The organism is Methylobacterium sp. A52T (assembly GCF_053346095.1).
In genome coordinates this window covers 1-25075 of sequence record NZ_JBKFBI010000007.1, presented here as the reverse complement: position 1 = coordinate 25075, position 25075 = coordinate 1, and the positions used below count along the sequence as shown (strand labels likewise).

Annotated in this window: 25 protein-coding genes and 1 tRNA gene; 9 read left to right on the top strand and 17 right to left on the bottom strand. The window is 71.7% G+C overall.

Features of this window, described 5'->3' with window-relative positions; genetic code table 11:
• The first annotated feature begins 73 nt into the window (after nucleotides 1-73).
• Nucleotides 74-379, top strand: coding sequence for a hypothetical protein (locus tag ACLBYE_RS03405; RefSeq protein ID WP_447693044.1), 306 nt, complete (start codon nucleotides 74-76; stop codon nucleotides 377-379).
• A gap of 198 nt (nucleotides 380-577) precedes the next feature.
• On the opposite strand, the gene ACLBYE_RS03400 is transcribed toward ACLBYE_RS03405, so the two are convergent.
• A tRNA-Pro gene (locus ACLBYE_RS03400) sits at nucleotides 578-654 on the bottom strand.
• A gap of 85 nt (nucleotides 655-739) precedes the next feature.
• Entirely contained in the window at nucleotides 740-1456 is a 717-nt protein-coding gene (locus tag ACLBYE_RS03395; RefSeq protein ID WP_447693043.1) for a 4'-phosphopantetheinyl transferase family protein, read from the bottom strand.
• 130 nt (nucleotides 1457-1586) lie between these two features.
• Between ACLBYE_RS03395 and ACLBYE_RS03390 the strand changes: the two genes are divergently transcribed.
• The 3 genes from ACLBYE_RS03390 (at nucleotide 1587) to ACLBYE_RS03380 (ending at nucleotide 6318) form a co-directional block, all read left to right on the top strand.
• Nucleotides 1587-2879, top strand: a complete 1293-nt coding sequence (locus tag ACLBYE_RS03390; protein WP_447693042.1) for an MFS transporter — start codon at nucleotides 1587-1589, stop codon at nucleotides 2877-2879.
• Between the two features lie 64 nt (nucleotides 2880-2943).
• On the top strand, nucleotides 2944-5376 hold the full coding sequence (ligA, locus tag ACLBYE_RS03385) for an NAD-dependent DNA ligase LigA (protein WP_447693041.1): 2433 nt from the start codon (nucleotides 2944-2946) through the stop codon (nucleotides 5374-5376).
• Nucleotides 5377-5448: 72 nt separating this feature from the next.
• Nucleotides 5449-6318: a 3'-5' exonuclease gene (locus ACLBYE_RS03380; RefSeq protein ID WP_447693040.1), complete on the top strand. Its 870-nt coding sequence runs from the start codon at nucleotides 5449-5451 to the stop codon at nucleotides 6316-6318.
• 6 nt (nucleotides 6319-6324) lie between these two features.
• Here the strand turns inward: ACLBYE_RS03380 and ACLBYE_RS03375 are convergent, their stop codons facing one another.
• Together ACLBYE_RS03375 and ACLBYE_RS03370 are read right to left on the bottom strand one after the other, a co-directional pair.
• Entirely contained in the window at nucleotides 6325-7383 is a 1059-nt protein-coding gene (locus tag ACLBYE_RS03375; protein WP_447693039.1) for a GntG family PLP-dependent aldolase, read from the bottom strand.
• 15 nt (nucleotides 7384-7398) lie between these two features.
• Nucleotides 7399-8283, bottom strand: a complete 885-nt coding sequence (locus tag ACLBYE_RS03370; RefSeq protein ID WP_020091388.1) for an amino acid ABC transporter substrate-binding protein — start codon at nucleotides 8281-8283, stop codon at nucleotides 7399-7401.
• Between the two features lie 185 nt (nucleotides 8284-8468).
• Between ACLBYE_RS03370 and ACLBYE_RS03365 the strand changes: the two genes are divergently transcribed.
• Entirely contained in the window at nucleotides 8469-9431 is a 963-nt protein-coding gene (locus ACLBYE_RS03365; protein WP_447693038.1) for a LysR substrate-binding domain-containing protein, read from the top strand.
• Here the strand turns inward: ACLBYE_RS03365 and ACLBYE_RS03360 are convergent.
• Entirely contained in the window at nucleotides 9401-11602 is a 2202-nt protein-coding gene (locus tag ACLBYE_RS03360; protein ID WP_447693081.1) for a 3-hydroxyacyl-CoA dehydrogenase NAD-binding domain-containing protein, read from the bottom strand. The genes ACLBYE_RS03365 and ACLBYE_RS03360 overlap by 31 nt on opposite strands.
• A gap of 113 nt (nucleotides 11603-11715) precedes the next feature.
• Here ACLBYE_RS03360 and ACLBYE_RS03355 point away from each other — a divergent pair, with 113 nt between their 5' ends.
• The gene (locus tag ACLBYE_RS03355) at nucleotides 11716-12495 is read left to right on the top strand and encodes an EAL domain-containing protein (RefSeq protein WP_447693037.1); all 780 of its coding nucleotides are present in this window, start codon (nucleotides 11716-11718) and stop codon (nucleotides 12493-12495) included.
• A 30-nt stretch (nucleotides 12496-12525) separates the two neighbouring features.
• Here ACLBYE_RS03355 and ACLBYE_RS03350 read toward each other — a convergent pair whose 3' ends face one another.
• From ACLBYE_RS03350 to ccmA, 6 genes are all read right to left on the bottom strand, one after another.
• Complete coding sequence (locus ACLBYE_RS03350) at nucleotides 12526-13032, bottom strand: hypothetical protein (RefSeq protein ID WP_447693036.1); 507 nt, start codon at nucleotides 13030-13032, stop codon at nucleotides 12526-12528.
• A 120-nt stretch (nucleotides 13033-13152) separates the two neighbouring features.
• The gene (locus ACLBYE_RS03345) at nucleotides 13153-14361 is read right to left on the bottom strand and encodes an acetyl-CoA C-acetyltransferase (protein ID WP_447693035.1); all 1209 of its coding nucleotides are present in this window, start codon (nucleotides 14359-14361) and stop codon (nucleotides 13153-13155) included.
• A 279-nt stretch (nucleotides 14362-14640) separates the two neighbouring features.
• Nucleotides 14641-16137 (bottom strand): chromosomal replication initiator protein DnaA, encoded by a 1497-nt coding sequence (gene dnaA, locus ACLBYE_RS03340; protein ID WP_447693034.1) that lies wholly within the window; start codon nucleotides 16135-16137, stop codon nucleotides 14641-14643.
• Nucleotides 16138-16626: 489 nt separating this feature from the next.
• On the bottom strand, nucleotides 16627-16893 hold the full coding sequence (gene rpsT, locus ACLBYE_RS03335) for a 30S ribosomal protein S20 (protein ID WP_007561677.1): 267 nt from the start codon (nucleotides 16891-16893) through the stop codon (nucleotides 16627-16629).
• Nucleotides 16894-17205: 312 nt separating this feature from the next.
• Nucleotides 17206-17874, bottom strand: a complete 669-nt coding sequence (gene ccmB, locus ACLBYE_RS03330) for a heme exporter protein CcmB (protein WP_056522298.1) — start codon at nucleotides 17872-17874, stop codon at nucleotides 17206-17208.
• The gene (ccmA, locus tag ACLBYE_RS03325; RefSeq protein WP_447693033.1) at nucleotides 17871-18515 is read right to left on the bottom strand and encodes a heme ABC exporter ATP-binding protein CcmA; all 645 of its coding nucleotides are present in this window, start codon (nucleotides 18513-18515) and stop codon (nucleotides 17871-17873) included. The genes ccmB and ccmA overlap by 4 nt, the downstream gene beginning before the upstream one ends.
• Nucleotides 18516-18642: 127 nt before the next feature.
• On the opposite strand from ccmA, the gene ACLBYE_RS03320 reads away from it, so the two are divergent.
• On the top strand, nucleotides 18643-18828 hold the full coding sequence (locus ACLBYE_RS03320) for a hypothetical protein (protein ID WP_447693032.1): 186 nt from the start codon (nucleotides 18643-18645) through the stop codon (nucleotides 18826-18828).
• Here ACLBYE_RS03320 and ACLBYE_RS03315 read toward each other — a convergent pair whose 3' ends face one another.
• Nucleotides 18829-19614: an RNA methyltransferase gene (locus ACLBYE_RS03315; RefSeq protein ID WP_447693031.1), complete on the bottom strand. Its 786-nt coding sequence runs from the start codon at nucleotides 19612-19614 to the stop codon at nucleotides 18829-18831.
• Between the two features lie 206 nt (nucleotides 19615-19820).
• Here ACLBYE_RS03315 and ACLBYE_RS03310 point away from each other — a divergent pair, with 206 nt between their 5' ends.
• Nucleotides 19821-21035, top strand: a complete 1215-nt coding sequence (locus tag ACLBYE_RS03310) for an NADP-dependent isocitrate dehydrogenase (RefSeq protein ID WP_447693030.1) — start codon at nucleotides 19821-19823, stop codon at nucleotides 21033-21035.
• A 78-nt stretch (nucleotides 21036-21113) separates the two neighbouring features.
• On the opposite strand, the gene ACLBYE_RS03305 is transcribed toward ACLBYE_RS03310, so the two are convergent.
• The 3 genes from ACLBYE_RS03305 to ACLBYE_RS03295 all read right to left on the bottom strand — a co-directional run bounded on the left by ACLBYE_RS03305 (nucleotide 21114) and on the right by ACLBYE_RS03295 (nucleotide 22787).
• Nucleotides 21114-21293, bottom strand: a complete 180-nt coding sequence (locus tag ACLBYE_RS03305) for a hypothetical protein (RefSeq protein WP_020091376.1) — start codon at nucleotides 21291-21293, stop codon at nucleotides 21114-21116.
• 2 nt (nucleotides 21294-21295) lie between these two features.
• Nucleotides 21296-21919, bottom strand: a complete 624-nt coding sequence (locus tag ACLBYE_RS03300) for an acyl-homoserine-lactone synthase (RefSeq protein ID WP_447693029.1) — start codon at nucleotides 21917-21919, stop codon at nucleotides 21296-21298.
• Nucleotides 21920-22094: 175 nt separating this feature from the next.
• On the bottom strand, nucleotides 22095-22787 hold the full coding sequence (locus ACLBYE_RS03295; RefSeq protein WP_447693028.1) for a helix-turn-helix transcriptional regulator: 693 nt from the start codon (nucleotides 22785-22787) through the stop codon (nucleotides 22095-22097).
• A gap of 186 nt (nucleotides 22788-22973) precedes the next feature.
• Here ACLBYE_RS03295 and ACLBYE_RS03290 point away from each other — a divergent pair, with 186 nt between their 5' ends.
• Entirely contained in the window at nucleotides 22974-23204 is a 231-nt protein-coding gene (locus tag ACLBYE_RS03290; protein WP_447693027.1) for a hypothetical protein, read from the top strand.
• Nucleotides 23205-23235: 31 nt separating this feature from the next.
• On the opposite strand, the gene ACLBYE_RS03285 is transcribed toward ACLBYE_RS03290, so the two are convergent.
• Together ACLBYE_RS03285 and ACLBYE_RS03280 are read right to left on the bottom strand one after the other, a co-directional pair.
• Nucleotides 23236-23673, bottom strand: coding sequence for a DUF3429 domain-containing protein (locus ACLBYE_RS03285; RefSeq protein WP_447693026.1), 438 nt, complete (start codon nucleotides 23671-23673; stop codon nucleotides 23236-23238).
• Nucleotides 23674-23811: 138 nt separating this feature from the next.
• On the bottom strand, nucleotides 23812-25075 hold a 1264-nt coding region (locus ACLBYE_RS03280), incomplete at its 5' end, for a tetratricopeptide repeat protein (RefSeq protein ID WP_447693025.1).

Here is a 25075-nt window from a genome sequence, read left to right as displayed (position 1 = left end):
GATCGGATCAACGCTCGCTTCACCATCCCGGGCGGACGCTGAGGCCGAATCGTGGTCCGAGCCGTTGAGGCGCATGGATCAGTCCGCAGCCCCCAGAACGGACCACCCCGCGACCGAACAGGACGCCCTCGCCGAGTTGCCGGCGGGCGATTTCGTCAGGCGATGGCGGCAGATCACCGGCGAGCCGCCGGCCATTCTCCTGAACTCCCGGTCCGAGATGATCGCGCTGCTCGTGGAGAGCGTGCCCATGGCGCCCCTCACCCCGCAGGGCGAGAGCCACGGCACGGCGGGGTCCGGGGAGACGTCATCCCAGGATCGCGGCTCGGACGGGCCCGACGGGGCGGTCTCGGGATACTCCGCGCGCAGTGCTCAGCAGTGATCGGCGGGGCGAGAGCCAGGGACCGGCCTGAAGCGCGGCCGGGAAGGCTCGACGCCTTCGGTCCGATCGAGGTGGCCACTCTCGCGAGAGCCTGGGAATCCGCGAACGCTGATCGCCGAAGCCACGCGTCATCCGTCCGCGAGGTCCCTCGCGAAGGGTGACCGTCTGTTCTCGCTGAATTTGAGATCGCGGGAATTTTGGTCGGAGTGGCAGGATTTGAACCTGCGACCCCCACGTCCCGAACGTGGTGCGCTACCAGACTGCGCTACACTCCGAAGGCCGTCCCGCGTGTCCGCCAGGGCCGGCGAGCGGGTGTATAGCCGCGCCTTTCCCCCACCGCAAGCGCGGTGTTGCGCCTTTTCAGCCGAGATGATCGGGCCAGTCGTCCGGGAGACGGTGGCAGGTGATCTCCGCCTCCGCGGATCGGCACGCCACCGTGGCGACGTGATCGCGCCCGCAGTCGACCTCGGCCAGGCTCCACGGACCGTCCAGGTTCCAGGACGCGTCGCCGGCGGCCCGGAGAAGGCGCGGCGCTTCGGGCGGAACGCTGACGCTGAACCGGTCGAGGGGCAGCGACAGGCCGCTGCCGAGCGCCTTCACCACCGCCTCCTTGCGGGTCCACAGACCGAAGAAGCGCCGCTCGACCGCGCTCCGCGGGGCCCCGGCCAGGGCCGACACCTCGTCGGCGGCGAAATGGGCCGCCGCGATCCGCAGCGCGTCCGCGATCGGCCGCACGGCCTCGACATCGACGCCGATCGCCGCGCCGCGGGTGAGCCCGATCAGCGCGCGCGCCCCGGAATGGGAGAGGTTGAAGTCGGCGGCGCCCCGTGCCGTGCCCGCGAGCTCCGGCTTGCCGCCGGCTCCGGCGGCGAGCTCGACGTCGGCCGGCGCGAGACCGAGCGCGTCGCCGAGGACCAGCCGCAGCGCGGCGTGGCTGGCGCGGAACCGGGCCCGATCCTCCGGGCGCAGGAAACGGTCAGCCCGCGCGCGCTCCGCGGCGTCGAGGACGGCATCGCACCGGTCGACCTGGCTCGGAGACAGGGCCAGGTCGACGATCCAGACCTGCACCGCGCTCACGCGACACCTCGCGAGGCGGGAGCTGGGGCGCTAGCGTCGGGAGAGCGAGACGGCACGGGCGACGATCCTATGGGGCGGGCATGAGCAGCATCGGATCGCGGGCCGTCTCCTGCAAGAAGCGCCGCGCGCGGTGACGCGGTCCAGCGCGGATCTCCGCGTCGGCCTCCTGGGCAGACCGAGCCTCGGCCGGCGGTCCGTCCGCTACGGCGTCTTCTTCGCCACCTACGTCTACCAGGGCCTCGTCGCGGGTTTCTCGCTGACGGCGCTCGCCAACCACCTCGCGGCCAGGGGCGTCCCGGCGACCGAGGTCGGGCTGCACTTCGCCCTGGCCGGCCTGCCCTGGACGCTGCAGCCCCTGCTCTGGGGCCCCTGGGTGGACCGGGCCGGAGACACGCGGATGGGACGGCGCCGGCCCTTCGCGATCGCCGCGCTGGTCGGATGCCACGCGACGCTGGCGCTGCTCCTCGTCGCCGGGGGCGACGCCGTCGGCGCGCTCGGTCCGGTCTTCCTCGTCCACAGCCTGTTCGCGTCGCTCCTCGATACCGCCTGCGACCGGATGATCATGGACCACGTCCCCACCCGGGAACTCGGCCGGGTCAGCGCCTGCACCCGCGCGGGCTTCGTGGCCGGAACGAGCCTCAGCGCCGCCGTCTTCGGATGGACGCTGGCGAACTGGGGTTTCGCCGCGAGCGCCCGCTGGCTGCTCGTCGCCGCGATCGTCGCGAGCCTGCCGATGCTGCTGGTCCGCGAGGCGCCGGCCGACCCGATCTGGTCGCTCGAGCGCCGCGGGCCGGCGCCGCGGCGCCTCCCGTTCCGCCGCTTCCTGCGCCGCACCGTGATCGCCCTGCGCCGGCCGCGCGCCCTGCGGCTGCTCGCCCTGTGCTTCGGCCTCGACGCGGCGCTCGGCCTGTTCGAGCTGCCGTTCTCGATCGACCTCCTCCAGCGTCAGGGCTGGGAGGCCGCGAGCCTGTCGCGCCTCCAGGCTTTCCTGACCCTGGTGAGCGGCACGGCCGGCGCCGTCGCGGTGGGACTCTGGTCGGACCGCGACGGCGCGGCGTCGCCGCTGCGCGCCCTGCTCCTGGGCAGTGCCGTCACCTTCGTGCTCGCCGGGATCCTGATCGGCGCCGGCCTCGTCGGGGCCGCGGCGCCGGCGATCCTGGCGCTCACCAGCGTGCTGCCCGGGCTGCTGATCGTCGCCCTGATGCCGGCCCTGCTCGCGGCGAGCCGAGGCCGCCCGGGCGCGGCCACGCAGTTCGAGGTCTACATGGCGGCCATGAATCTCGGCTCGGTCGCCGGGACCGCGGTCGCGGGCTGGCTGGTGCCGGTCTTGCCCCTCCAGGCGGTCGCCGCCCTCGTCGCCGCGACGTTCTTCGCGGCCTTCCGGATGGCGGGGCGCGGCGATCTGCTCGGCGCCCGCCGGTGAGGGAATCGGGGATCGCGCGACGCGGCCGGCTCCCCGCCGGCCGCCGATGCGTTAGAACCCCGGCATGGCCGTCACGAAATCCGAACCGCTCGATCTCGACCTCACCGCCGAGGAAGCGCGCGCCGAGTACGCGCGCCTGTCGGACGCGATCCTGGAGGCCGACCGCCTCTACTACCAGGAGGACGCGCCCGAGATATCGGACGCCGAGTACGACCGGCTGCGCCGCCGCCTGGAGGACATCGAGGCCCGCTTCCCCGACCTCGCCGGCACCGGCGCCGCCAGCACGTCGGTCGGCGCCAAGCCCTCGGAGAAGTTCGCCAAGGTGCGGCACGCCGTGCCGATGCTCTCGCTGGGCAACGCCTTCGACGACGCGGAGGTGGCCGAGTTCGTCGCGCGCGTGCGCCGCTTCCTCGGCTGGCCGGACGACGCCCCCCTCGCCTTCACGGCCGAGCCGAAGATCGACGGCCTGTCCCTGTCGCTGCGGTACGTGAACGGCCGGCTCGACACCGCCGCCACCCGCGGCGACGGCGAGGTCGGCGAGAACGTCACGGCCAACGCCCGCACGGTGCAGGACATCCCGGCGGTGCTCGCGGGGTCCGGCTGGCCGGAGATCTGCGAGGTGCGCGGGGAGGTCTACCTGTCCCACGCCGACTTCGCTGCCATCAACGCCCGGCAGGAGGCGGCCGGCAAGCCGCTCTTCGCCAACCCGCGCAACGCCGCCGCCGGCAGCCTGCGCCAGCTCGATCCCGCGATCACCGCGTCCCGGCCCCTGCGATTCTTCGCCTATGCCTGGGGCGAGCTGTCGGCGCCGATCGCCGACACGCAGACCGGCGTGCTGGAGCGCTTCGCGGCCTGGGGCCTGCCGGTGAACCCGCGGACCCAGACCTTCACCGACACGGAGGCGATGATCGCCCATTACCGCGGCATCGAGGCCGACCGGGCCGGGCTCGGCTACGACATCGACGGTGTCGTCTACAAGGTCGACGACCTCGCGCTCCAGAAGCGGCTGGGCTTCGTCTCGCGCTCGCCCCGCTGGGCGCTCGCCCACAAATTCGCCGCCCAGGAAGCCACCACGGTCGTCGAGGACATCGTCATCAATGTCGGCCGCACCGGCTCGCTGAACCCGCTCGCCAAGCTCCGTCCCGTGACGGTCGGCGGCGTCGTCGTGTCGAACGCCACCCTGCACAACGAGGGCTACGTGAAGGGCGTCGGCGCCGACGGCGAGCCGATCCGCGACGGCCGCGACATCCGCGTCGGCGACACGGTGACGGTGGTCCGGGCCGGCGACGTCATCCCGAAGGTCATGGATGTCGACCTGACGAAGCGCCCGGCCGACTCGCGGCCCTACGCCTTCCCGGAGACCTGCCCGGCCTGCGGCAGCCGCGCCGTCCGCGCCGTCAATCCCCGCACCGGCCGGCCCGACGCGGTGCGACGCTGCACCGGCGGGCTGATCTGCCCGGCGCAGGGCGTCGAGCGGATGAAGCACTTCGTGTCGCGCAACGGCTTCGACATCGAGGGCTTCGGCGAGACCTATATCGAGGTCCTGTTCGAGGCCGGGCTCGTGCGCCAGCCCGCCGACCTGTTCGGCCTCGACTTCGAGGAACTCAAGGCCGCCATCGTGGCACGGCGCGAGGCGCTGTCGGCCGAGCGGCGCGCGGATTCGGGGACGGCCGAGCCGCCGAAGAAGGCCGCCAAGAAGAAGGGCGACGAGGACGACAAGGCGATCCGGAACCTGCTCGCCGCCGTCGAGGCGCGACGCGCCGTGCCGATGAACCGCCTGCTCTTCGCCCTCGGCATCCCGCAGATCGGCGAGGCGACCGCCAAGGCGCTGGCGAAGCGCTTCGCCGACATGCCGACGCTGATCGCGGCGATCCGCGAGGCCGCGGCGGCGCAGCCCGGTCCCGACTGGGTCGAGCTCACCGCGGTGCCGCGGGTCGGGGGCACGACCCGGGACCGGCTCCTCGACCTCGGCTTCCCGGAGGACGACGCGGCGCCGGCCAAGGAGCGGGCGCGCCTGAGCGCCGTCCAGCGCGAGAACCTCCTCGCCCATTACGGCGACGTCGACGCGGTGCGCGCGGCGATCGCGCGGGCTGCGGCGCAGCGTCCCGGCGATGCCTACCGGGTCTTCGCCGACGACGGGGAGATCGGCCCGGTGGCGACCGACGCGCTGCTCCTGTTCTTCTCCGAGCCGCACAATGCCGACGCCGTGGCGGCCCTGCTCGAAGCGGTCGCGGTGCAGCCGATGGAGCGGGCCGCCGCGGCCTCAGCGTTCGCGGGGAAGACCGTGGTCTTCACCGGCACTCTGGAGAAGATGACCCGCAACGAAGCCAAGGCGGTGGCCGAGCGCCTGGGCGCGAAGGTCTCGGGCTCGGTCTCGGCCAAGACCGACCTGGTCGTGGCCGGCCCCGGTGCGGGCTCGAAACTGAAGGACGCGCAGAAGCACGGCGTCCGGGTCGTCTCGGAGGACGACTGGCTGGCGATAGTGACGCAGGGTTGAAGCCCGAGTCCGGGCGGCCTAGACCTCTCGGGGAACACCCCGAGAACTTCCACCCGGCATGGTTGAGCCTCGATGACGGTCCTGGCCCTCGACTTCGAGACGGCCAACGAGCGGCGTGACAGCGCCTGCGCGGTGGGTCTGGCCTGGATCGCCGACGGCCGGGTGGTGCGCCGCGCGAGCCACCTGATCCGGCCGCCCGAGATGCGCTTCGCACCGGGCAACATCCGCGTCCACGGGATCCTGCCGGCCGACGTCGCCGACAAGCCCGACTTCGCCGCCGTCATGGCGCCCTATCTCGGCGATCTCGGGCGGGGGCTGATCCTGGCGCATAACGCGAGCTTCGATATCGGCGTCCTGCGCGCCGGGCTGACGCGGGCCGGCCTGCCGGTCCCCGACCTCGCCTATCTCTGCACGGTTCAGGTGGCGCGCCGGGTCTTCCCGGCGCCGGAGGGCTGCGGGCTCGGCAAGGTCGCGCGGCGGCTCGGCATCCGCTTCGAGCACCACGATGCCGGCGAGGATGCCTATGCCTGCGCGGAGATCGCGCTCGCCGCGATGCGCGAGCGGGCGGTCGCGGACGTCCACGCCCTCGCGGCGGTACTCGGCCTGCCGGTCGCGCGGGCAATCGGCGGCCCCGCCGTGCCGCGCCGCGCGCCGGGTGCGATCAGCGGCCGGGCCCTGGCGGCCTTCCCCGACGCGCCGGCGGCCCTGCGGTTCGCCATGCGCGGCTCGACCGGCAACCGCTACCACGTCAGCCTGGAGGAGCGGCCGGGGGGCCCGGAGCTGCGCTGCACCTGCACGGCCGGCCGCTACGGCATGCGTTGCCGCCACGTGAAGGCGCTGGAGGTCGGCGACATCACCGACCTGCTCTCGGACAATGCCGGCGACGTCGTGCTCCTCGCCCGCATGCTCGGCGCGAAGACCCGGATCGCGGGCGCGGCCTGACCGGGCTCAGGCCGCGTCGAGGCAGGCGCGGAAGGCCGAGACGGCGCGGTCGATGTCGGCCGCCGCGATGTGCCGGTGCGTGACGAGCCGCAGCCGCCGCGCGCCGAGCGGGCGCGTGCGGATGCCGGCCGCGTCGAGATCGGCGACCCAGCGCGCGCTGTCCCGCCCGGTCCGAGAGAGGTCGACCTGCACGATGTTGGTCTGCGGCAGGTTCGCCGCGAGGCGCGGCAGGGCGTTCAGCCCGGCGCTCAGCTGCCGGGCCCGGTCGTGGTCCTCGGCGAGACGCGCGCCCATGACGGTGATCGCCTCGAGGCCGGCGGCGGCCACGATGCCTACCTGCCGCTGCGTCCCGCCGATCATCTTCCGCAGGCGCCGCGCCGCCGCGATCACCGGCCCGTCGCCGGCGAGCACGGCGCCGACCGGGGCGCTGAGGCCCTTCGAGAGGCACAGCGACACGGTGTCGACGTGGGCCGCGAGGTCCGCCGGCGCGACCCCGAGATGGGTCGCGGCATTGAACAGGCGGGCCCCGTCGAGATGGACCCTTATGCCGCGCGCGCGGGCGATCTCCGCCACCGCGGCCATATGGTCCGGCGGCAGCACGGTGCCGCCGGCGGCGTTGTGCGAGGTCTCCAGCGCGATCATGGCCGTCGGCAGCGGGCTCGCGCCCGGCCGGAGGGCGTCCTCCAGCCGGTCGAGATCCATTGCACCGTCGGTCCCGGCGATCCCGTCCAGGAACGCTCCGGTCAGGGTGGCGGCCCCGCGCTCGGTGTGGAGCATGTGGGCCTGGGTCTCGAGCAGGACCTGCTCGCTGCGCTGAACCTGGGCCAGGATCGCCAGCAGGTTGCCCATCGTGCAGCTCGGCACGAACAGGGCCGCCGCCTTGCCGAGCATCGCGGCGGCGGTCTCCTCCAGCGCGCGGGCGGTCGGGTCGGCGTCGAGCCCGTCGTCGCCCAGGGGCGCCGACCGCATCCGGGCGTACATCGCCTCGGTCGGCCGGGTGACCGTGTCGCTCCGCAGGTCGACCTCGGACGGCGCGTCCGTGGCTTCGCCGTGATCGTCTCGCATGTCGGTCTCGCCGCCCTACCGGTAAGCCGCCTCGTCGCCGGAATCGGTCGGGTTGGCGAGGGCCCGCTTGAGCACGTCGCTCATCGGCAACTCCAAGTTGATGCCCTTCGGCGGGATCGGCTGCTCGAAATACTTGCCGTAGAGCCGCGCCACGGTCCCGTCCTGGATCAGCTCGACCACCGCCTTGTCGACAGCCGCCTTGAAGGCCGCGTCGTCCTTCGGCTCCAGGATCCCGTAGGGGGCGAATTCGAGGCCCTTGGTGCCGATCTTGTAGTCCGCCGGCCGCTTGGCCCCCGCCACCGTGGCGTGGGCCAGGGCGTCGTCGTTGATGGCGCCCGCCGCGCGGCCGGTCTCCACGAGCAGGAACACCTCGGCGGTGTCCTTGGCCGGCATCACCTGGATGTCGAGCTTGTCGCGGACGTTGATCCGGGTGGCGACGCGCTGGGTCTCGCCGCCGGCCTGCGCCGAGATGGCCTTGCCGCGGAACGAGGCGATGTCGTCGACATCCACCGGCGTGTCCTTCTTGGCCACCAGCACCACCTGCGCCACGAAGGTGGTCGGCGCGAAGGAGACCAGCTTGTGCCGCTCGGGCAGGTTGCTGGCGGTGCCGCATTCCAGGTCGATCGTGCCGTTGTTGATCAGCGGGATCCGGGTCGCCGACATCACCGGCACGTGGCGCACCTCGAGCCTGGGCAGGCCGAGCGCGGCCTTGAGCTTCTGCGCGACGTGCTCGCATATCTCCAGCGAATAGCCGACTGGCTTGGCGTTCTGGTCGAGGAAGCCGAAGGGCGGCGAGGCGTCCGGGAAGCCGAGGCTGATCTGTCCGGTCGCGCGGATCTTGTCGAGGCGCCCCTCGGCGACCGACGGCGCGGCGAGGCCGGCCCAGCACAGAGTGGCCAACAGAAGCGGCAGCGTCCTCGACACGATCCGAACCCCCTCGCTATGTCTGAACCGGCGAAGCGCCCGGCCGCCCCGACGGGGAGTCGGTCCGAAGCTTTGCCGACTGATCCTAGGAGCGGCCGCGCGCGGGCGTCCAATGCCGATTCACCTGCCGAGCATACGGATCTGATATGGCCGAGCGGCGCATGACCTTCCGGCACATCGAGGCCTTCCGGGCCGTGGTGGCCACCGGGTCGATGACCGAGGCGAGCCGCCGGCTCCACACCTCGCAGCCGCAGGTCAGCCGGCTGATCGCGCAGCTGGAGGCGATCACCGGCCTGCCCCTGTTCGACCGGAGCGGGAGCCGGGTCGTGCCCTCCCTCGACGGGACGCGGTTCCACGCGGAGGTCGAGCGCGCCTTCGTCGGCCTCACGAACCTGGAATCGGCGGCCGCGCGCATCCGCGCCTTCGGTGCGGAGCGGCTGCGGGTGGCGGCGATGCCGCGACTGGCGGGCGGGCTCCTCGCGCGCGCGGTCGTCCGCTTCCGGGCCGCGCATCCGGACGTGATCGTGGCGATCCATTCCGGCGACGACGAGACCGTGAACCACTGGCTCGCCACCGGCTCCTGCGACGCCGCGCTGACGATGCTGTACGGCGACGCCCCGGAGGCGCGCGCCGAGCACGTCGAGACGCGCGCCTGCGTCGCCGTCCTGCCGCGAGACCACGCCCTCGCCGCGCGGGAATCGCTCGCGCCCGCGGATTTCCAGGGCGTGCCCTTCGTCGCCGCGTCGCTCGGGAGCGCCCTGCGCGACCGGACCGAGGCCGTCTTCGAGGCCGCCGGCATCGGCCTGACCATCACCGCCGAGGCCGGCCTCGGCGCCTCGATCTGCACCCTCGTCTCGGCCGGGCTCGGGGTCAGCGTGATGAACCCGCTCGCCGCCCACGAGGAGGCGAAGGTCTCGCCGATCGCGATCCGGCCCTTCGCCCCCGCCCTCCCGGTGCATTTCGCGCTGCTGTTCCCCCCGGACCACGCCCGGGGGCGGCTGATGCGGGCCTTCGGCGCCTGCGCGCGGACGGTCCTGCTGGAGGAGCTCGCCCAGCTGCCGGACGCCGCGGGCGGGCGTCCGGCCGACTTCGCTCAGGCGGCGCGCTTCTCGGCGCCGGCGTAGAAGGTACCCCCGCGCTCGGCCATCGCGGCCAGGTTGTCGGGCACGTGGAACCGGGGCCCGTGCTTGGCCTCGAGCGCCCGCGCGAGGTCGACGAAGGCCGCCGCGCCCATGAAGTCGATGTACGACAGGGTCCCGCCGGTGAACGGCGCGAAGCCGAAGCCGAGGATCGAGCCGACATCGGCCTCGCGGGGATCGGTGACCACGCCCTCGCCGACCGTGCGGGCGGCCTCCAGCGCCTGCACCACCAGGAGCCGCTGCTTCAGCTCGGTGAAGTCGACGGCGTCGGGGTCGAGGCGGTTCGGCTGCAGGTCCTTCAGGCCGGCCCACAGACGCTTCGGCGCGCCCTCGGGATAGTCGTAGAAGCCCTTGCGGTTCTTGCGGCCGAGGCGGCCCTGGTTCTCGACCATCTCGGCGAGGATCGCCTTCTGCGCCGGGTCGACGGCGCCCTGCCCGACCTGCGCCTCGGTGGCCTTGGCGATCTTGAGCACCAGGTCGAGGGCGACCTCGTCGTTGAGCGACAGCGGCCCGACCGGCATGCCCGCCTGGCGGCCGGCGCTCTCGATCATCGCCGGCGGCACGCCTTCGAAGAGCATCTTGTGGCCTTCGAGGATGTAGGCGCCGACGCAGCGGTTGGCGAAGAAGCCGCGGGCGTCGTTGACGACGATCGGGGTCTTCTTGATCAGCCGCACGTAGTCGAGGGCGGTGGCGAGCGCCGCGTCCCCGGTCGCCTCGCCCTTGATGATCTCGACGAGCATCATCTTCTCCACGGGCGAGAAGAAGTGGATGCCGACGAACTGCGCGGGCCGCTGCGACGCCTTGGCTAGGCCGGTGATCGGCAGCGTCGAGGTGTTGGACGCGAAGATCGCGTCGGGGCGGATCACCGCCTCGACCTTCTGGATCACCTCGGCCTTCACCCGCGGATCCTCGAAGACGGCCTCGATCACCAGATCGCATTCCGCGAGCGCGCCGTAATCCGCCGTGGCCTGGATCCGGCCGAGCAGCGCCTCCCGGTCGGCGGTCTTGGCGCGGCCCTTGTTGATCTGGCCGGTGATGAGCGTGTGGGCGTAGGCCTTGCCCTTCTCGGCCGCCTCGACCGTCTGGTCGACCAGAACCACCTCGATCCCGGCCTGGGCGGTGACGTAGGCGACGCCCGCGCCCATGAAGCCGGCGCCGATCACGCCGACCTTGCGCAGGTTCGTGGCCGGCACGTCCTTCGGGCGGCGCGCGCCCTTGTTCAGCTCGCCCATGGAGATGAACAGCGTGCGGATCATCGCCGCCGCCTCGGTCGAGCGCAGGATATGCGCGAAGTAGCGGCTCTCCACCCGCAGGGCGAGGTCCATCGGGAGCTGCAGGCCCTCGTAGACGGAGGCCAGGATCGCCTTGGCGGCCGGGTAATTGTCGTGCGTCTCGCGGCGGTAGATGGCGTTGGCCGGCGGCCAGATCATCATGCCGGCGGGCGAGTAGACCTTGCCGGACGGCGCCTTGAACTTCGGCACGTCCCAGGGTGCCACGGCCGAGCCGCCCTCGCGGATCCAGGCCTTGGCGCGCTCCACGATCTCGGCCTGCGGCGCCACCGCGTGGATCAGCCCCATGCCCTTGGCCATGGGCGCGCGGATCTGCTCGCCCTTGAACAGCATCTGCAGGGCGTCGCCGGTCTGCATGAGGCGCGCGACGCGCTGCGTGCCGCCGCCGCCCGGGAACAGGCCGACCTTGATCTCCGGCAGGCCGACCCGGGTCTTCCCGTCGTCGGAGGCGACCCGGTGGTGGCACGACAGCGCCAGCTCGAAGGCGCCGCCCAGGCACAGGCCCTGGATCGCCGCCGCGAAGGGCTTGCCGCAGGTCTCCAGCCGCCGGAACAGCAGCGACAGGCGTCGGGAGGCCTCGAAGAAGTGGCGCATCGCCACTTCTTCGCCCTGCTCGGCCTTCAGCTGCTCGTAGGCCCGGCCCAGGCCCTGGAGCATGGTGAGATCGGCGCCGCCGGAGAAATTGTCCTTGCCGGTGGCGATGACGCAGCCCTTGATCGCCGGGTCGGACGCGACCTGCTCGATGATCTGCTCGAGCTGGTCCATCACGCCTTCGGTGATCACGTTCATCGAGCGGCCGGGCATGTCCCAGGTCGTCAGAGCGATGCCGTCGGAATCGGTCTCGAAGCGGAAATCGGTCAGCGTCACGGTGCCGTCCTCCCAGGGTTCCACCGACGATCCGCCGGCGCACTTGCGTTAAGGTTGTGTTGAGCGCGTCCGGCCATTGTCTGCCGGCCGGGGTCACTCACCGAAAGCCGCACATGACGAAGGATTCCGGCTGCCGCGCCTGTCGCGCCGGCACCAAGCTCGACTTCGACTTCACGATGGCGTTCCAGCCGATCCTCGACCTCGCGGACGGCAGCGTCTGGGCCTACGAGGCGCTGGTGCGCGGCCCGAAGGGTGAGCCGGCCTACACGATCCTCGACCGGGTGACCGACGAGACCCGGTACCAGTTCGACCAGGCCGCCCGCGTCAAGGCGATCGAGCTCGCCGGCACGCTGTTTCCCCGCGACAGCGCCACGCGGCTGTCGATCAACTTCATGCCCAACGCGGTCTACGAGCCGAATGCCTGCATCCGCGCCTCGCTCGAGGCGGCGCGGCGCATCGACTTCGCCCACCGGCGGATCATGTTCGAGTTCACCGAGCAGGAGCGCTTCCGGGACATCGAGCACGTCAAGGGCATCGTGGCGGCCTACCGGAAGCAGGGCTTCCTGACGGCGCTCGACGATTTCGGCGCCGGCTTCGCGGGCCTGAGCCTGCTCGCGAATTTCCGCCCCGACCTGATCAAGATCGACATGGACGTGCTGCGCGGCCTCGACAGCGACGCCGGGCGCTACGCCATCGTCTCGGGCGTGGTCGCCATCGCCCGCGCCCTCGGCGTGACGGTGCTGGCCGAGGGCGTAGAGACCGCGGCGGAACTCGACGCCCTGCGGAGTATCGGGATCACGCTCGTGCAGGGCTACCACTTCGCCAAGCCCCTCCTGGAGGGGCTGCCCCCGGTCGCGGGCTTCGCCCCCATGGTGGCCGCGCGCGCAGCCTGACACCGGACCGACGCGCGCGGCGCTCATCGCCTACTTCGGCGCCGGGGTCGGAGCCGCGGCCGGCGGCACCGGCGGGGTGCCGGGCTTCGGTCCGTTGTCGGTCGCCGCGGCCACCGCCAGCATGTTGAGCAGCTTGGTGACGGAGTTCTGCGAGATCGCCGTCACCGACGAGTTCGGATCCGCGTTCATCGTCTGGAACTTGAGATAGGTCGGGTCCGAGTAGATCTCGTCGAGATGCTTGAGCTCGGCGAGGCTGAACTTCTCGGCGTAGTCCTTCGAGAGCCCCTGGACCATGAGGGTCCGCTGCTTCTCGAACTCGTCCAGCAGCTCCTTGCGCACGGCCTCGGCGCGGGCCTCCGGCATCGGCGCCACGGTCTTCTCCAGGGCGACGTTGAACCCGGTCTGGAGGTTCTTGATCAGGGTCTTGTTGACGAGGTTGGTGGCCGCGGCGACGCGGTCCGCCGCGTCATCGGCGCGGGCGGCCATCGGCAGGCTCAGGGTGACGCCCAGACAGAGCGTCGCAATCAGGCGGTTCAAGGGCTTGTCTCCCGTTGTTTTATCGTCCGGACCGCGAAAGGGCCGAGCGTCGCCCGCGCCTCTAGCAGCGTTCCCGGACTTTGGGGAGCGGCGCGGCGCCGCTCCCGGGCGCGCGGGGGTTCACACCCGCTCGATGATGGTCGCGGTGCCCATACCGGCGCCGATGCACAGCGTGACCAGCGCGCGCTCCTTGCCGGTCCGCTCCAGCTCGTCGAGCGCGGTTCCGAGGATCATCGCGCCGGTGGCGCCGAGCGGGTGGCCGAGGGCGATGGCGCCGCCGTTCACGTTGACCGCCTCCGGATCGAGGTCGAAGGCCTGGCAGAAGCGCAGGACCACGGCCGCGAAGGCCTCGTTGACCTCGAACAGATCGATGTCCGACAGGCTCAGGCCCGACTTCGCCAGGACCTTGCGGGTGACGTCCACCGGTCCGGTCAGCATCAGGGCCGGGTCAGACCCGATATTGGCGAAGGCGCGGATCCGGCCGCGCGGGCGCAGGCCCGCGGCCTCGCCGGCGGCCCGGGAGCCGATCAGTACGGCGGCGGCCCCGTCGACGATCCCGGAGGAGTTGCCGGCGTGGTGGACGTGCTCGACGCTCTCCACGTCCGGATGTGCGTCCGTCGCGACGGCGTCGAAGCCGCCCATCTGGCCCATCTGCACGAACGAGGCCTTCAGCGCGGCGAGCGACTGCATGTCGGTGCCGGGGCGCATGTGCTCGTCGCGGTCGAGCAGCGTGATGCCGTTCACGTCGCGGACCGGGACCACCGAGCGGTCGAACAGCCCCTCACCCCAGGATTTCGCGGCGCGCTCCTGGGAGCGGACCGCGTAGGCGTCGCAATCGTCCCGCGAGAAGCCGTACTTGGTGGCGATCAGGTCGGCCGAGACGCCCTGCGGCATGAAGTAGGACTTGATGGCGATCGCCGGGTCGACCGGCCAGGCGCCGCCCGAGGCGCCGATGCCGATGCGGCTCATCGATTCGACGCCGCCGCCCACCGCCATCTCGTGCTGGCCGCTCATGACCTGCGCGGCCGCGAAGTTCACCGCGTCGAGGCCGGAGGCACAGAAGCGGTTGATCTGCACGCCCGGGACGTGCGCGCCGTAATCCGCCACGAGGGCGGCGGCGCGGGCGATGTCGCCCCCCGCCTCGCCCACCGGATCGACGCAGCCCAGGACCACGTCGTCGACGAGGCCGGTATCGAGTCCGTTGCGGTCCTTGAGGGCGCGGAGCGCCGTCTCGGCGAGCCGCAGGGCCGTGACCTCGTGGAGGGAGCCGTCCGCCTTGCCGCGCCCGCGCGGCGTGCGAACGTGGTCGTAGATGAAGGCGTCCGTCATCAGCACTCCCCCGGGGCGTCGATCTTCGCCGGTCGGCGACGCGGCCTTACAGGGCCGTCTCGGTTCGCGCCAGTCTGCCACGGCGCGCGCGCCCTCGGCCAGCCCCGAAAGCGGGGAGCGGGCGAAGGGCGCGTGACAGCGGGGGTCGTTTGGTCGTGCTCGTCCGGGCTCGGCCAGATCAGCCGGGTGCCCGGCCGTCCCCGCACCTGCCCGGATCGAACCTGCTGCTGAAAGAGCAAACTCATCCCGGGCGCGATGCGGCAAATCTCGCGCGTTCGACTAGTCCTGAAGCATCCGCTTCAGCAGCTCGACCTCGTCGCCGAGCACCGAATCTTCGCCGATCTGCTTCTCGATCTTGCGCACGGCGTGCAGCACCGTGGTGTGGTCGCGGCCTCCGAAGCGGCGGCCGATCTCCGGCAGCGAGCGCAGCGTCAGGACCTTCGACAGGTACATGGCGATCTGGCGCGGCTTGACCACCGCAGCGGTGCGCCGTTCCGACAGGATGTCGGACCGCGAGACGTTGTAGCGCGAGGCGACCAGCTTCTGGATGTCCTCGATCTTGATCCGCTTCGGCTCGCGGTTCTTCACGAGGTCGCGGATCGCGCTCTCGGCCGTCTCCATCGTCACGGCGGTGCCGGTGAGGGTGGCGTGGGCCAGCAGGCGGTTGACCGCGCCCTCGAGGTCGCGGCCGTTGGCGGTGATCGCCCGGGCCACGTAGGCCGCCACCTGCGGCGAGACGTCGAAGCCGGGATGCGCGGCCCGCACCGCGGCGAGCCGCGCCGACAGGATCGAGACGCGCAGGGCCTCGTCGAGGGCCGTGATCTCGACGACGAGGCCGCCGCCGAGGCGCGAGCGGACGCGCTCGTCCAGGGCCTCGAGCTCTGTCGGCGGCCGGTCGGAGGCGACCACGACCTGACGGCCGGCATCGATGAGTGCGTTGATCGTGTGGCCGAACTCGGCCTGGATCGACTTGCCCTGGATGAACTGGACGTCGTCGAGGATCAGCAGGTCGATGCCCCGCAGCCGCTCCTTGTAGGCGAGCGCCGACTGGGTCTTCAGGGCGTTGACGAAGCCGTACATGAAGCGGTCGGCGGTCAGGTAGATCACCCGGCGGCCAGCCTCGCGGGCGGCGTGGCCGATCCCGTGCAGCAGGTGGGTCTTGCCCAGCCCGACGCCCGCGTGGAGGTAGAGCGGGTTGTAGAGTGCGCCCTCCCCCTGGTGGTTGGCGACCCGCTCGGCGGCGGCGTGCGCCAGGGCGTTCGAGCGCCCGATCACGAAGCTCGCGAAGGTCAGCCGCGCGTCGAGCGGCGTGCCGCTCAGATCACCGCCGGCCTCGGCGCCACGCGCCTCGGGCGTCGGCGCGACCGCGGCGACCGGCATCGGCGCGCTGGTCGCGTGGAGGCGGGCGAGCGGGCCGCTGGCAGGGCCGGCCTTGGCGACTCCGGCGGCGACCGGACGGACCGGCGCCCCGGTCCCGCGCACACCGACCTCGATCCGCGCGATCTCCTCGACCTCGGCCTTGAAGGTGTTGAGCACGCGGTCGAGGTAGTGCGACTCGATCCAGCTCTTCAGGAAGCGGGTCGGGACCGTCAGGCGGGCCGTTCCGCCGGCCACGGCCTCCAGCTCCAGCCGGGCGAACCAGCTGGCGAACACGTCCTCGCCGAGTTCGGCCCGCAGCCGGCGCTTCACCCGGGCCCAGGCAGACCCGTAATCCGTGTTGCCGCCGCCGTTGCGGCCCCCGTCGTCGTCGCTCGCCACCGTTCCGTCGACACGCATCACTGGCTCTCCCGACGCTGCCCACGGAATCCCGCAGGCAGCGCGTACGCACGAATTACGCCCTCAGCGTCCCGCAAAAACGGGCGGGACAGAGTCCTCTGGACGGAGTCAACCCCACCGCGAGGAACTTTTGCCGATTGGGAGAGCCTATCAACAATTACCTACGGTTCCTTTAACAGTGGGACTTGTGGGGACGGCGCGGATTCCCATTCGTAAGTGTTCCCGAGGGAGCTGAACACGGCGGCTAGAGTCTTGGCGAATCAGATCGATTCGCTCGAGTCCCGAAATCGTCGTGTTTTGCTTATTCGGTGTCAGTTTCTGTTAAGCTACACGCCGTTTCCAGACTCCGCAATCGTGCTGATTCTTGGATAGGGTTAACGCTTTCGACTCAGGGTGCCGTCGGCAGCGCGCGGCCCGGCCCGGACAGCGCGCACGAAAAAGCCCGGCGCGAAGGCCGGGCTCGAGACCGTCTCGGTGGTGCGTGGCGTCTTAGGCGGCGAGCGCCTTCACGCGGGCGGCGAGGCGCGAGACCTTCCGCGAGGCGTTGTTCTTGTGAACGATGCCGTGCTGAGCGGCGCGCATCATCTCGGGCTCGGCGGCGCGGAGGGCGGCCAGCGCGTCCTGCTGGTTACCGGTGGCGATGGCCTCCTCGACCTTGCGGACGAAGGTCCGCATGCGCGAGCGGCGCGAGCGGTTGATCGCCGTGCGCTTGGCGATCTTGCGGGTCATCTTCTTGGCCGAAGCGGTGTTGGCCATGTACGTCCTCGTGTTTCTCGTCGGGCGATGCCGACGGGCCGGCTGTGCCGGAAATCGGTCGTCGCGTCAGGTTGTCTGGCGATGGCCGAGACGCAGCGCGCGCGAAAGCGCGGCCCCTCGGCGAAGCGGCTTCTATAGTCAGGGGGGCGCCGCGCGTCAACGCGTTCGGAGGCGAAACCGGATCGCGGGCCTCGGCCTTAGCTCCGGGCGCCGGCACGCATCCGGCAGGCTTCACCGAAGACGTCGGATCGCGGGAGGCCGCGTCGCCGCGACGATGACGGGCGCCGGCCGGCTCTCCCAGGAGCGCTCCGGCTATTCGGGCCAGCGGAGGGCCGCCGCCGCCGCCAGCGTCCCGACCACGGCGGCGATCAGCGTCAGCGCCGCCAGCACCGCCAGCGGCACGAGGAACGGCACCGTGCCGCCGCTCGCCGCCTGCGCGGCCGAGACGCCGAAGATCAGCGTCGGGATCATCAGCGGCAGGACCAGCACGGCGAGGATCAGGCCGCCCCGGCGAATCGAGGCGGTGAGCGCCGCGCCCACCGCGCCGATGAAGCTCAGGGCCGGCGTGCCGGCCAGCAGCGTCAGGGACGTCGCGCCCATGGCGGTGCCGTCGAGGGCCACCAGCAGGCCGAAGAGCGGCGCGGCCAGGGCGAGCGGCAGGCCCGTGGTCAGCCAGTGCGCCGCGACCTTGCCGAGCACCACCAGCTCGAGGGGCACCGGCGCGGCGGTCATCAGGTCGAGGGAGCCGTCCTCCTCGTCGGCCTGGAACAGGCGGTCGAGGCCGATCAGCGTCGCCAGCACGGCGGCGAGCCACAGGATCGCCGGGCCGATCCGTGACAAGAGGTTGAGATCGGGCCCGAGGGCGAAGGGCACCAGCGCGACGATCATCAGGAAGAAGACCAGCGATAGGGCGCCGGAACCGCCGACCCGGCCGGCGAGGCGCAGGTCGCGGGCGACGAGGGCGAGGACCGCGCGAATCACGCCCACTCCTCCAGCACGTCCGCGACCGGCGCCGCGGCCGCGGACGCGGTCTCGATGCGCAGCTCCGCCGCGCCGGCGAGGCCGAGGGACTGGTGGGTGGCGGCGATCACGAGACCGCCGCCGGCCCGATGGCCCTCCATCAACTCGGCGAGCACCGCCTGCGAGGCTGTGTCGAGGGCGGCGGTCGGCTCGTCCAGGAGCCAGAGCGGGCGGGCGCAGACGAGGAGCCGCGCCAGGGCCACGCGCCGTCGCTGGCCCGCCGACAGATAGGCCACCGGCAAGTCGTGCGCGTGGCCGAGGCCGAGCCGCTCCAGCGCGGCGCGCGGGTCCAGGCGCGGCGCGCCCAGGAGCCGCTGGGCGAACAGGAGGTTCTCGCCCGCCGTGAGCGAGCTCTTCAGCCCGTCGCGGTGGCCGACCGCGTGGAGGCACTCGGGCAGGCTCGCCTCGCCGACGTCGGAGACGTCGACCCGCCCGGCATCGGCCCGCAGCCGGCCCGACAGGATGGCGAGGAGGCTCGACTTGCCCGCGCCGTTCCGCCCGGTGATCGCCAGGGCGTCGCCGGGTCCGAGGGCGAAGGACAGGTTGGCGAAGATGCGGCGGCCGGAGCGGCGGCAGGCCAGATTGTCCACGCTGAGCCGCACCCGATACCCCGCCCTCGTCCCGCCACCGCGCGGCCGCTCGGCCAATCGCCGACTCCATGCCCGATTGCGCCGCGGAACGGAACCGCACGGCCCAGCTGCGCTTTCGTTCTGCAACGGAGGATTGCCCATGGCCGAGGCGAGGAACCCGAGCGAGACCGAGGTCGCCGCGACGCCCGACGCGGTGGCCGGACGCGCCAAGGTCGAGGCGCGCATGGCGCAGTGCACCCCCGAGGAGCAGACGGCGTTCTGGGAGGCGGTCGGCCGCTGCTTCGGCGGCGGCAAGCCCCCGGAGATGGAGCCGGCCTCCGGCTGATCAGTCGCCCTTCCGCGCCAGGGCCCGCAGCGCCCCGCGAAACGTCCGCACATCCTGCTCGGTCAGGCTCATGCGGTGGAGCATGTCGCGCATGTTGCGGGCGATGATCTCCTTCTTCTCCGGTGGGTAGAAGCCGGCCCCGTCGAGCGCCGCCTCCAGGCTTCCGAACAGCGCGATCAGCGCCTCGCGGGTCGCCGGCGGCGACAGGAGTTCGCCCGTGAAGGGCAGGCGCGCCCGGCCGCTCGCCTGCCGCCACGCGTAGCCGACCAGCAGCACCGCCTGGGCGAGGTTGAGCGAGGGAAAGTCCGGGGAGACCGGGAAGGTGACGATCGCGTCGGCGAGCGACACCTCGTCGTTGGTGAGGCCGACCCGCTCGCGGCCGAACATCACCGCGGTGCGCTGGCCTTCCCGGGCCACGAGCTCGCCCATGGCCTCCTCGGGCGCGAAGACCCGCTTCATCTGCCCGCGCTCCCGCGCCGTGGTCGCCAGCACGTACCGGCAGTCGGCGATGGCCTCGGCGACGCTGCCGTAGATCGTGGCCGCGTCCAGGACGTGCGTCGCGCCCGAGGCCGCCTCGCGCACGCCCTTCTTGGGCCAGCCGTTCTTCGGGTTGACGAGGCGCAGCTCCGACAGGCCGAAATTCGCCATGGCGCGGGCGGTCATACCGATATTCTCGGCGAGTTGCGGCTCCACCAGGATCACCGCGGGAGCGATCCCGGGCGGCAGCTCGGTGACCTTCCTGGGAGAAACCTCGGGGGCGTCGCCCTGTGCGTCTCGGCTCGTCATGGCGGCCGTCTGGCACGGCGGGCCCGCACCCGTCGAGGGCCGAGTGACGATGCCGCCCGGATGACAGCGCGCGCCTTCCGTCGCCGGAAGGGCCGCGCTATGTCGCGGGGCGATTCCGGCCCGGGGCGCCCGTCAGGCCACCCGGGACAACGACCGCACGGCCCTTGCATGCCGTGCGCGGGGACAACGCGGGAAGGCATCGGTCCATGGCGAAGATCAAGGTAGCGAACCCCGTCGTCGAGCTCGACGGCGACGAGATGACCCGGATCATCTGGGCCGAGATCAAGAACAAGCTCATCCACCCCTATCTCGACGTTGACCTCGAGTACTACGACCTCGGCGTCGAGCACCGCGACGCCACCAACGACAAGGTCACGGTGGACGCCGCCGAGGCGATCAAGCGCCACGGCGTCGGCGTGAAGTGCGCGACCATCACCCCCGACGAGCAGCGGGTGCAGGAATTCGGCCTCAAGGAGATGTGGCGCTCGCCCAACGGCACGATCCGCAACATCCTCGGCGGCGTGATCTTCCGCGAGCCGATCATCTGCAAGAACGTGCCTCGCCTCGTGCCCGGCTGGACCCAGCCCTTCGTGATCGGCCGCCACGCCTACGGCGACCAGTACCGCGCCACGGACTTCAAGGTGCCCGGCAAGGGCCGCCTGACCATCAAGTTCGAGGGCGATGACGGCACGGTCATCGAGAAGGAGGTGTTCAAGTTCCCCGAGGCCGGCGTCGCCATGTCGATGTACAACCTCGACCAGTCGATCATCGACTTCGCCCGGGCCTCGATGAATTACGGCCTCGCGCGCAAGTACCCGGTCTACCTGTCGACCAAGAACACGATCCTCAAGGCCTATGACGGCCGGTTCAAGGACCTGTTCCAGAAGGTCTACGAGGAAGAGTTCGAGGCCAAGTTCAAGCCGCTCGGCATCACCTACGAGCACCGCCTGATCGACGACATGGTCGCCTCGTGCCTGAAGTGGTCGGGCGGCTACGTCTGGGCCTGCAAGAACTACGACGGCGACGTGCAGTCCGACACGGCCGCGCAGGGCTTCGGCTCCCTCGGCCTGATGACCTCCGTGCTGATGACGCCGGACGGCCGGACCGTGGAGGCCGAGGCCGCGCACGGCACCGTCACCCGCCACTACCGCGAGCACCAGAAGGGCCGCGAGACCTCGACCAACTCGATCGCATCGATCTTCGCCTGGACCCGGGGCCTGTCGCACCGCGCCAAGCTCGACGGCAACGACGATCTGGCGAAGTTCTCCGCCACCCTCGAGAAGGTCTGCGTCGACACGGTCGAGGCCGGTCACATGACCAAGGACCTCGCTCTCCTCGTCGGGCCGGACCAGAAGTGGCTCTCGACCACCGGCTTCCTCGACAAGGTCGACCAGAACCTGAAGACCGCCATGGGCGCCTGAGTCTTCAGCCTCGACGCGAAACGCGGCGGGTGTCCTCCGGGACGCCCGCCGTTTTCATATCCGCGTGCCGCCGGCGCCTCAGGCGCCGCTCGCCTGGTCCTGCGGACCCGTCTGGGCGAGGGCCCGAGCGACCTCGAGAAGCAGGAGGTCGATGGCGGCCCGCATCAACGGATCGCCGACCGAGTCGATGAGCTCGCGAACCCGCAGGCACTGCGCGGCGAGCGCGTCCAGCGCAGTATCCTTGCTATCGAAGATCATGTTCAGGCCACCAGGTAAGCGGGTTCGGAGACGAGGACCGAGCGACTGTCGCCGCGGACGGCGCGGAGCTTGGCCAGAGTGCGGGCGTCGAACCGGGCGGTCGCCGCCATGATCTCCTCGCCGGCAATCTGGACGGGCAGGCCGAGCGGCTGCGCGCGGAAATGCAGCTGGATGACGTGGATCATGTAGAGGGTCGGCATCTGCAGCAGCAGGCTGTTGACCCCGTGGGCGAGGCCCCACTCCACGATCCCGGTGAGCAGCGCGATCGAGACCGGATTGACGACGCGGCCCTTGGCCCGGTGCGAGCGGGCGACGCCCTGGCGGGTCCATTCCCAGATCTGGGGGCCGACCGGCCGCTCGCCCTCGCAGAGCTGCGGCAGGACGTCCGACAGGAGATGCGGGCGCGTGGTCGGCAGGAGCCGGCTGTAGCCGACGACGGTGTGGTCCTCCATGGCGAGGAAGTGGATCGCGTGCGGCGTGTCGAACTGGTCGATCTCGCGGCCGTCCGGCCTGGCAAGCTCGCTCCAGCCCTTCTCGGCGACGAAGATGTCGTGGCGCAGGCGCCAGGCCTGCTCCATCGCGTCGGCGTAGCGATCCGCGTTGGCGGGGGTGACGATGTGGATCACGAGCAAACCTCACGTTGGTCTGCCGTGAGTTTTCGTCGTTTCACCGGGGGCTGTGTACTACGAGAAACCGTAGGGTCAGCGAGCGCAGCCGACTGTCGCGGCAAGGACTTGCTGCGGTCCGAACCACGTTCGCCGGTGTCGGCGCGCGGCGTGTTCGGATCACGCGGCGCGTTCTCTAGGTTATCAAACCCGCTCGGAGCGCCTGCGCGACGGTGTGGGCGCGGTTGACGGTGTCGAGCTTCGCCCGGGCCGACCGCAGATGGTAGTCGACGCCGGCGGCGGTGATGCCCATGACGATGCCGATCTCGACGTCGGTCTTGCCCTCCGCCGCCCATTGCAGGGTCTCGCGCTCCCGCGGCGAGAGGCGCACCGGCGCGCGCGCGGCCGGCCGGCTGTTCATCAGCAGCAGCTGACCGACCGCGTAGGTCGCGACGAGGTTGAGGGCGACGCGCTCGGCCGGATCGATCTCGATCCGATCCCCCGAGACGCTGATCCCGCCCGGCTCGCCGTCGAGGGTCACGAACGGGATCGTGATGCCCGCGCGTATGCCGAAATCGCCGGCCTCGTTCATGACGCGCCCGGCCGTCGGGGTATCCGGCAGCACGGCGCTCCAGTCGAAGGGCGTCGCCGTGGTGCACAGCCGCCGGACCGTGGGGTCGTGGAGCGCGTAGCCCTGCATCACGTACCGGCGGGCCCAGCCCTCCGGCATGGTGCTCGCGAGCACGAACCCGGCATGCCGCCGCTTCGGCAGGCCGGGTTCCGGGACGATCCCGGCCATGATGTACGAGACCCCGTAGCGGGTGAAAGCGTCGACCAGGAGCCGCGCGATCTCGTCGGGCGAGGCGGCCCGTTCCAGATCGCGCAACACGCTGAAGGTCCTATCGAGGTGCTTCGAATGCGGCATGCCCTAGCTCGAGTTTGATGCACGCACTGCGACAAATGATGAGTCGAACGCAACCTGAGGATGGCATCGCCGCCACCGAAAGGCTAGGGTAGCCGCGGAAAGCTCTGCCGTTTGAATCGGTCCAGCGGGCGGAGTGCGAGTTTCAACGGTATGACTGACGACGTGACCCCGCCGACGACGCGCTGGCTACTGGAACGGATCGCAGCCACGCTGAATGTCTGTCCGACCTACTTCCTCCAGGCGGATCGGCCCGACGAGACCGCGGCGGATCAGGATGCGCGGGACTGCGCGGAGGTCGCCGCTCTGTTCCAGGCGATCAAGTCGCCGGCGCGGCGCACCGCCGTCCTGAACCTGCTGCGCGAGATGAGCCGCGAGACCTGACGGCGCGCGCCGCACGGCCGCCGCTCCGCGGTCAGGCCGCCACGAGGAGCGCGGCCCCGGCCACGCCCGAGAGGACCAGGCGCAGGCGGCCGAGCCAGAGGGGCGTGAGCCCGCGGCGGGGCAGATCCTGATCGATGAGGCCCCAGGCGAGCACGAGGCCGCCGAGGATGCGCAGGTCCCACGGTGCGGGCGCGGCCATCGCGGCCCAGGCCACCAGGGACGGCACGATGGCCACGAGATAATCGCCGTTGCCGGCATTGCGCGCCGCGGCGGCGCCCCAGCGGATCCCGCCGAGGAACGAGGCGATCACGGCGCCGTAGGCCGACAGGATGGTGCGCGGCGACAGACCGATGCTGCTCAGGCCGCCGTCCGTGCCCGACACCGCCAGCGCCGCGAAGCCCAGGAACGGGATGAGTCCGGCCACGCCGAGAACGATGGCGCCGATCGGGACAGAGTTCCGGTGCGCCATCCATCCTCCGGGCATCGGCAAGGGTTGGCGACCCGCGCGATCCGACCCCGGTCCGACGCCGCCCTTCCGCAGCGTTCCCGCATCGCGGCGTGGCGGTCAAGGTCGGACCCGCGGCCGGGCCGCGGGCCCGAAGCGGCGTCAGCTCCGGCGCGGCGGCGCCGTGAACGGGACAGCGCCGGGCATCGGTGCACCGAGGAGGGACATCGGCGCGCTGGCCGGCATCTTCGGCGCGGGCGGCTCGTTGACCGCCGCGTCGATCTTTCGCGGCTTGAAGTTCGCCGCGAGGCTCTTGGCGCTGGCGAGGTCCGCGGGGCTCAGCTTGTTGGCCACGTCGTCGCGCTTCTTTCCGGCATCGTCGTCGCCCTGGCTCGCGGCGGCGGAGAACCACGCGTAGGACTGGATCAGGTCCTGCGTCAGGCCGAGGCCGCGCGCGTAGAGGACGCCGAGATTGTACTGGCTGTCGCGGACGCCGAACTCGGCGCCCTGGCGGAACCACGAGGCCGCGGAGGCGAAGTCCGGCTTGCCGTTGGCTGCCGGATTCTCGGCGTAGAGCACCGCCAGATTGTGCATGGAGCGGGCGTGGCCCTGCTCGGCGGCGCGGCCGTACCAGAGCTTCGCCTTGTCGAGGTCGCGGACGACGCCCGAGCCCTTCTCGTAATGGCCCGCGACCTTGTACTGGGCGGGCGCGTAGCCGGCCGCGGCCAGCTTCTCGAAGAGCTTGGCGGCGATCGACAGGTCACGCGGCATGCCGCGGCCATCGGCCTCCCGCGTCGCGAGGTCCCAGATCGACGCGCCGTCGCCGTCGAGGGCGGCGAGCTTCACCTTCGCCAGCGCCGGCGGCAGGTTGCCGAACTCGGCCTGCAGGCTGTTCATCCCGGAGACCTGTGGCACCGCCGCCTTAACGTTGGGCCGGGCGTCCGAGGGAACGGAGTTGGGCAGAGCCTGGGTCGTCGTCGGATCAGCCGGCGCCGGCTTCGACTCCGCGCTCTCCTTGGCGGCGTCCTTCGAAGCGTCCTTGGAGACGTCCGCACTGTCCTTCTGGACCTCCGCGGCATCGCCGCGGGGTGGCGCGACCTGGCTCGTCGGAGCCGCCGGCCGCGGCTCGTCCGCACCGCGCATGGTGATCGCCTGGAGCGCCCCGAGAGCCAGCACGATGGCCGCTAGGCCGAGCAGCAGCGGGCGGCGCCGGCGATCGATCTCGGCGCGCAACCGTCCGAGGCGGCCGGTCGCCGCCCCTTGGAGGGCGGCAACCCGGTCACCGCGGGCTTCCCGGCGCTCGGCGGGCGCCTCGGCGGCCAGCTCCGCCTGGGCGGCCTGGGCCGCCCGGCGCGCGGCCGCGATGAAGCTGGTCTTGATGTCGGTCTCGGACTTGGGATCGGCCGCGGATCGCGCGGCGACGACG

Coding starts and splice junctions, on each gene's coding strand:
- ACLBYE_RS03405 (WP_447693044.1), top strand. CDS start 74: ATGGATCAGTCCGCAGCCCCCAGAACGGACCACCCCGCGACCGAACAG.
- ACLBYE_RS03320 (WP_447693032.1), top strand. CDS start 18,643: ATGGCCGAGGCGAGGAACCCGAGCGAGACCGAGGTCGCCGCGACGCCC.
- ligA (WP_447693041.1), top strand. CDS start 2,944: ATGGCCGTCACGAAATCCGAACCGCTCGATCTCGACCTCACCGCCGAG.
- ACLBYE_RS03310 (WP_447693030.1), top strand. CDS start 19,821: ATGGCGAAGATCAAGGTAGCGAACCCCGTCGTCGAGCTCGACGGCGAC.
- ACLBYE_RS03285 (WP_447693026.1), bottom strand. CDS start 23,673: ATGGCGCACCGGAACTCTGTCCCGATCGGCGCCATCGTTCTCGGCGTG.
- ACLBYE_RS03315 (WP_447693031.1), bottom strand. CDS start 19,614: ATGACGAGCCGAGACGCACAGGGCGACGCCCCCGAGGTTTCTCCCAGG.
- ACLBYE_RS03345 (WP_447693035.1), bottom strand. CDS start 14,361: ATGACGGACGCCTTCATCTACGACCACGTTCGCACGCCGCGCGGGCGC.
- ACLBYE_RS03380 (WP_447693040.1), top strand. CDS start 5,449: ATGACGGTCCTGGCCCTCGACTTCGAGACGGCCAACGAGCGGCGTGAC.
- rpsT (WP_007561677.1), bottom strand. CDS start 16,893: ATGGCCAACACCGCTTCGGCCAAGAAGATGACCCGCAAGATCGCCAAG.
- ACLBYE_RS03365 (WP_447693038.1), top strand. CDS start 8,469: ATGACCTTCCGGCACATCGAGGCCTTCCGGGCCGTGGTGGCCACCGGG.
- ACLBYE_RS03290 (WP_447693027.1), top strand. CDS start 22,974: ATGACTGACGACGTGACCCCGCCGACGACGCGCTGGCTACTGGAACGG.
- ACLBYE_RS03355 (WP_447693037.1), top strand. CDS start 11,716: ATGACGAAGGATTCCGGCTGCCGCGCCTGTCGCGCCGGCACCAAGCTC.
- ACLBYE_RS03375 (WP_447693039.1), bottom strand. CDS start 7,383: ATGCGAGACGATCACGGCGAAGCCACGGACGCGCCGTCCGAGGTCGAC.
- dnaA (WP_447693034.1), bottom strand. CDS start 16,137: ATGCGTGTCGACGGAACGGTGGCGAGCGACGACGACGGGGGCCGCAAC.
- ACLBYE_RS03305 (WP_020091376.1), bottom strand. CDS start 21,293: ATGATCTTCGATAGCAAGGATACTGCGCTGGACGCGCTCGCCGCGCAG.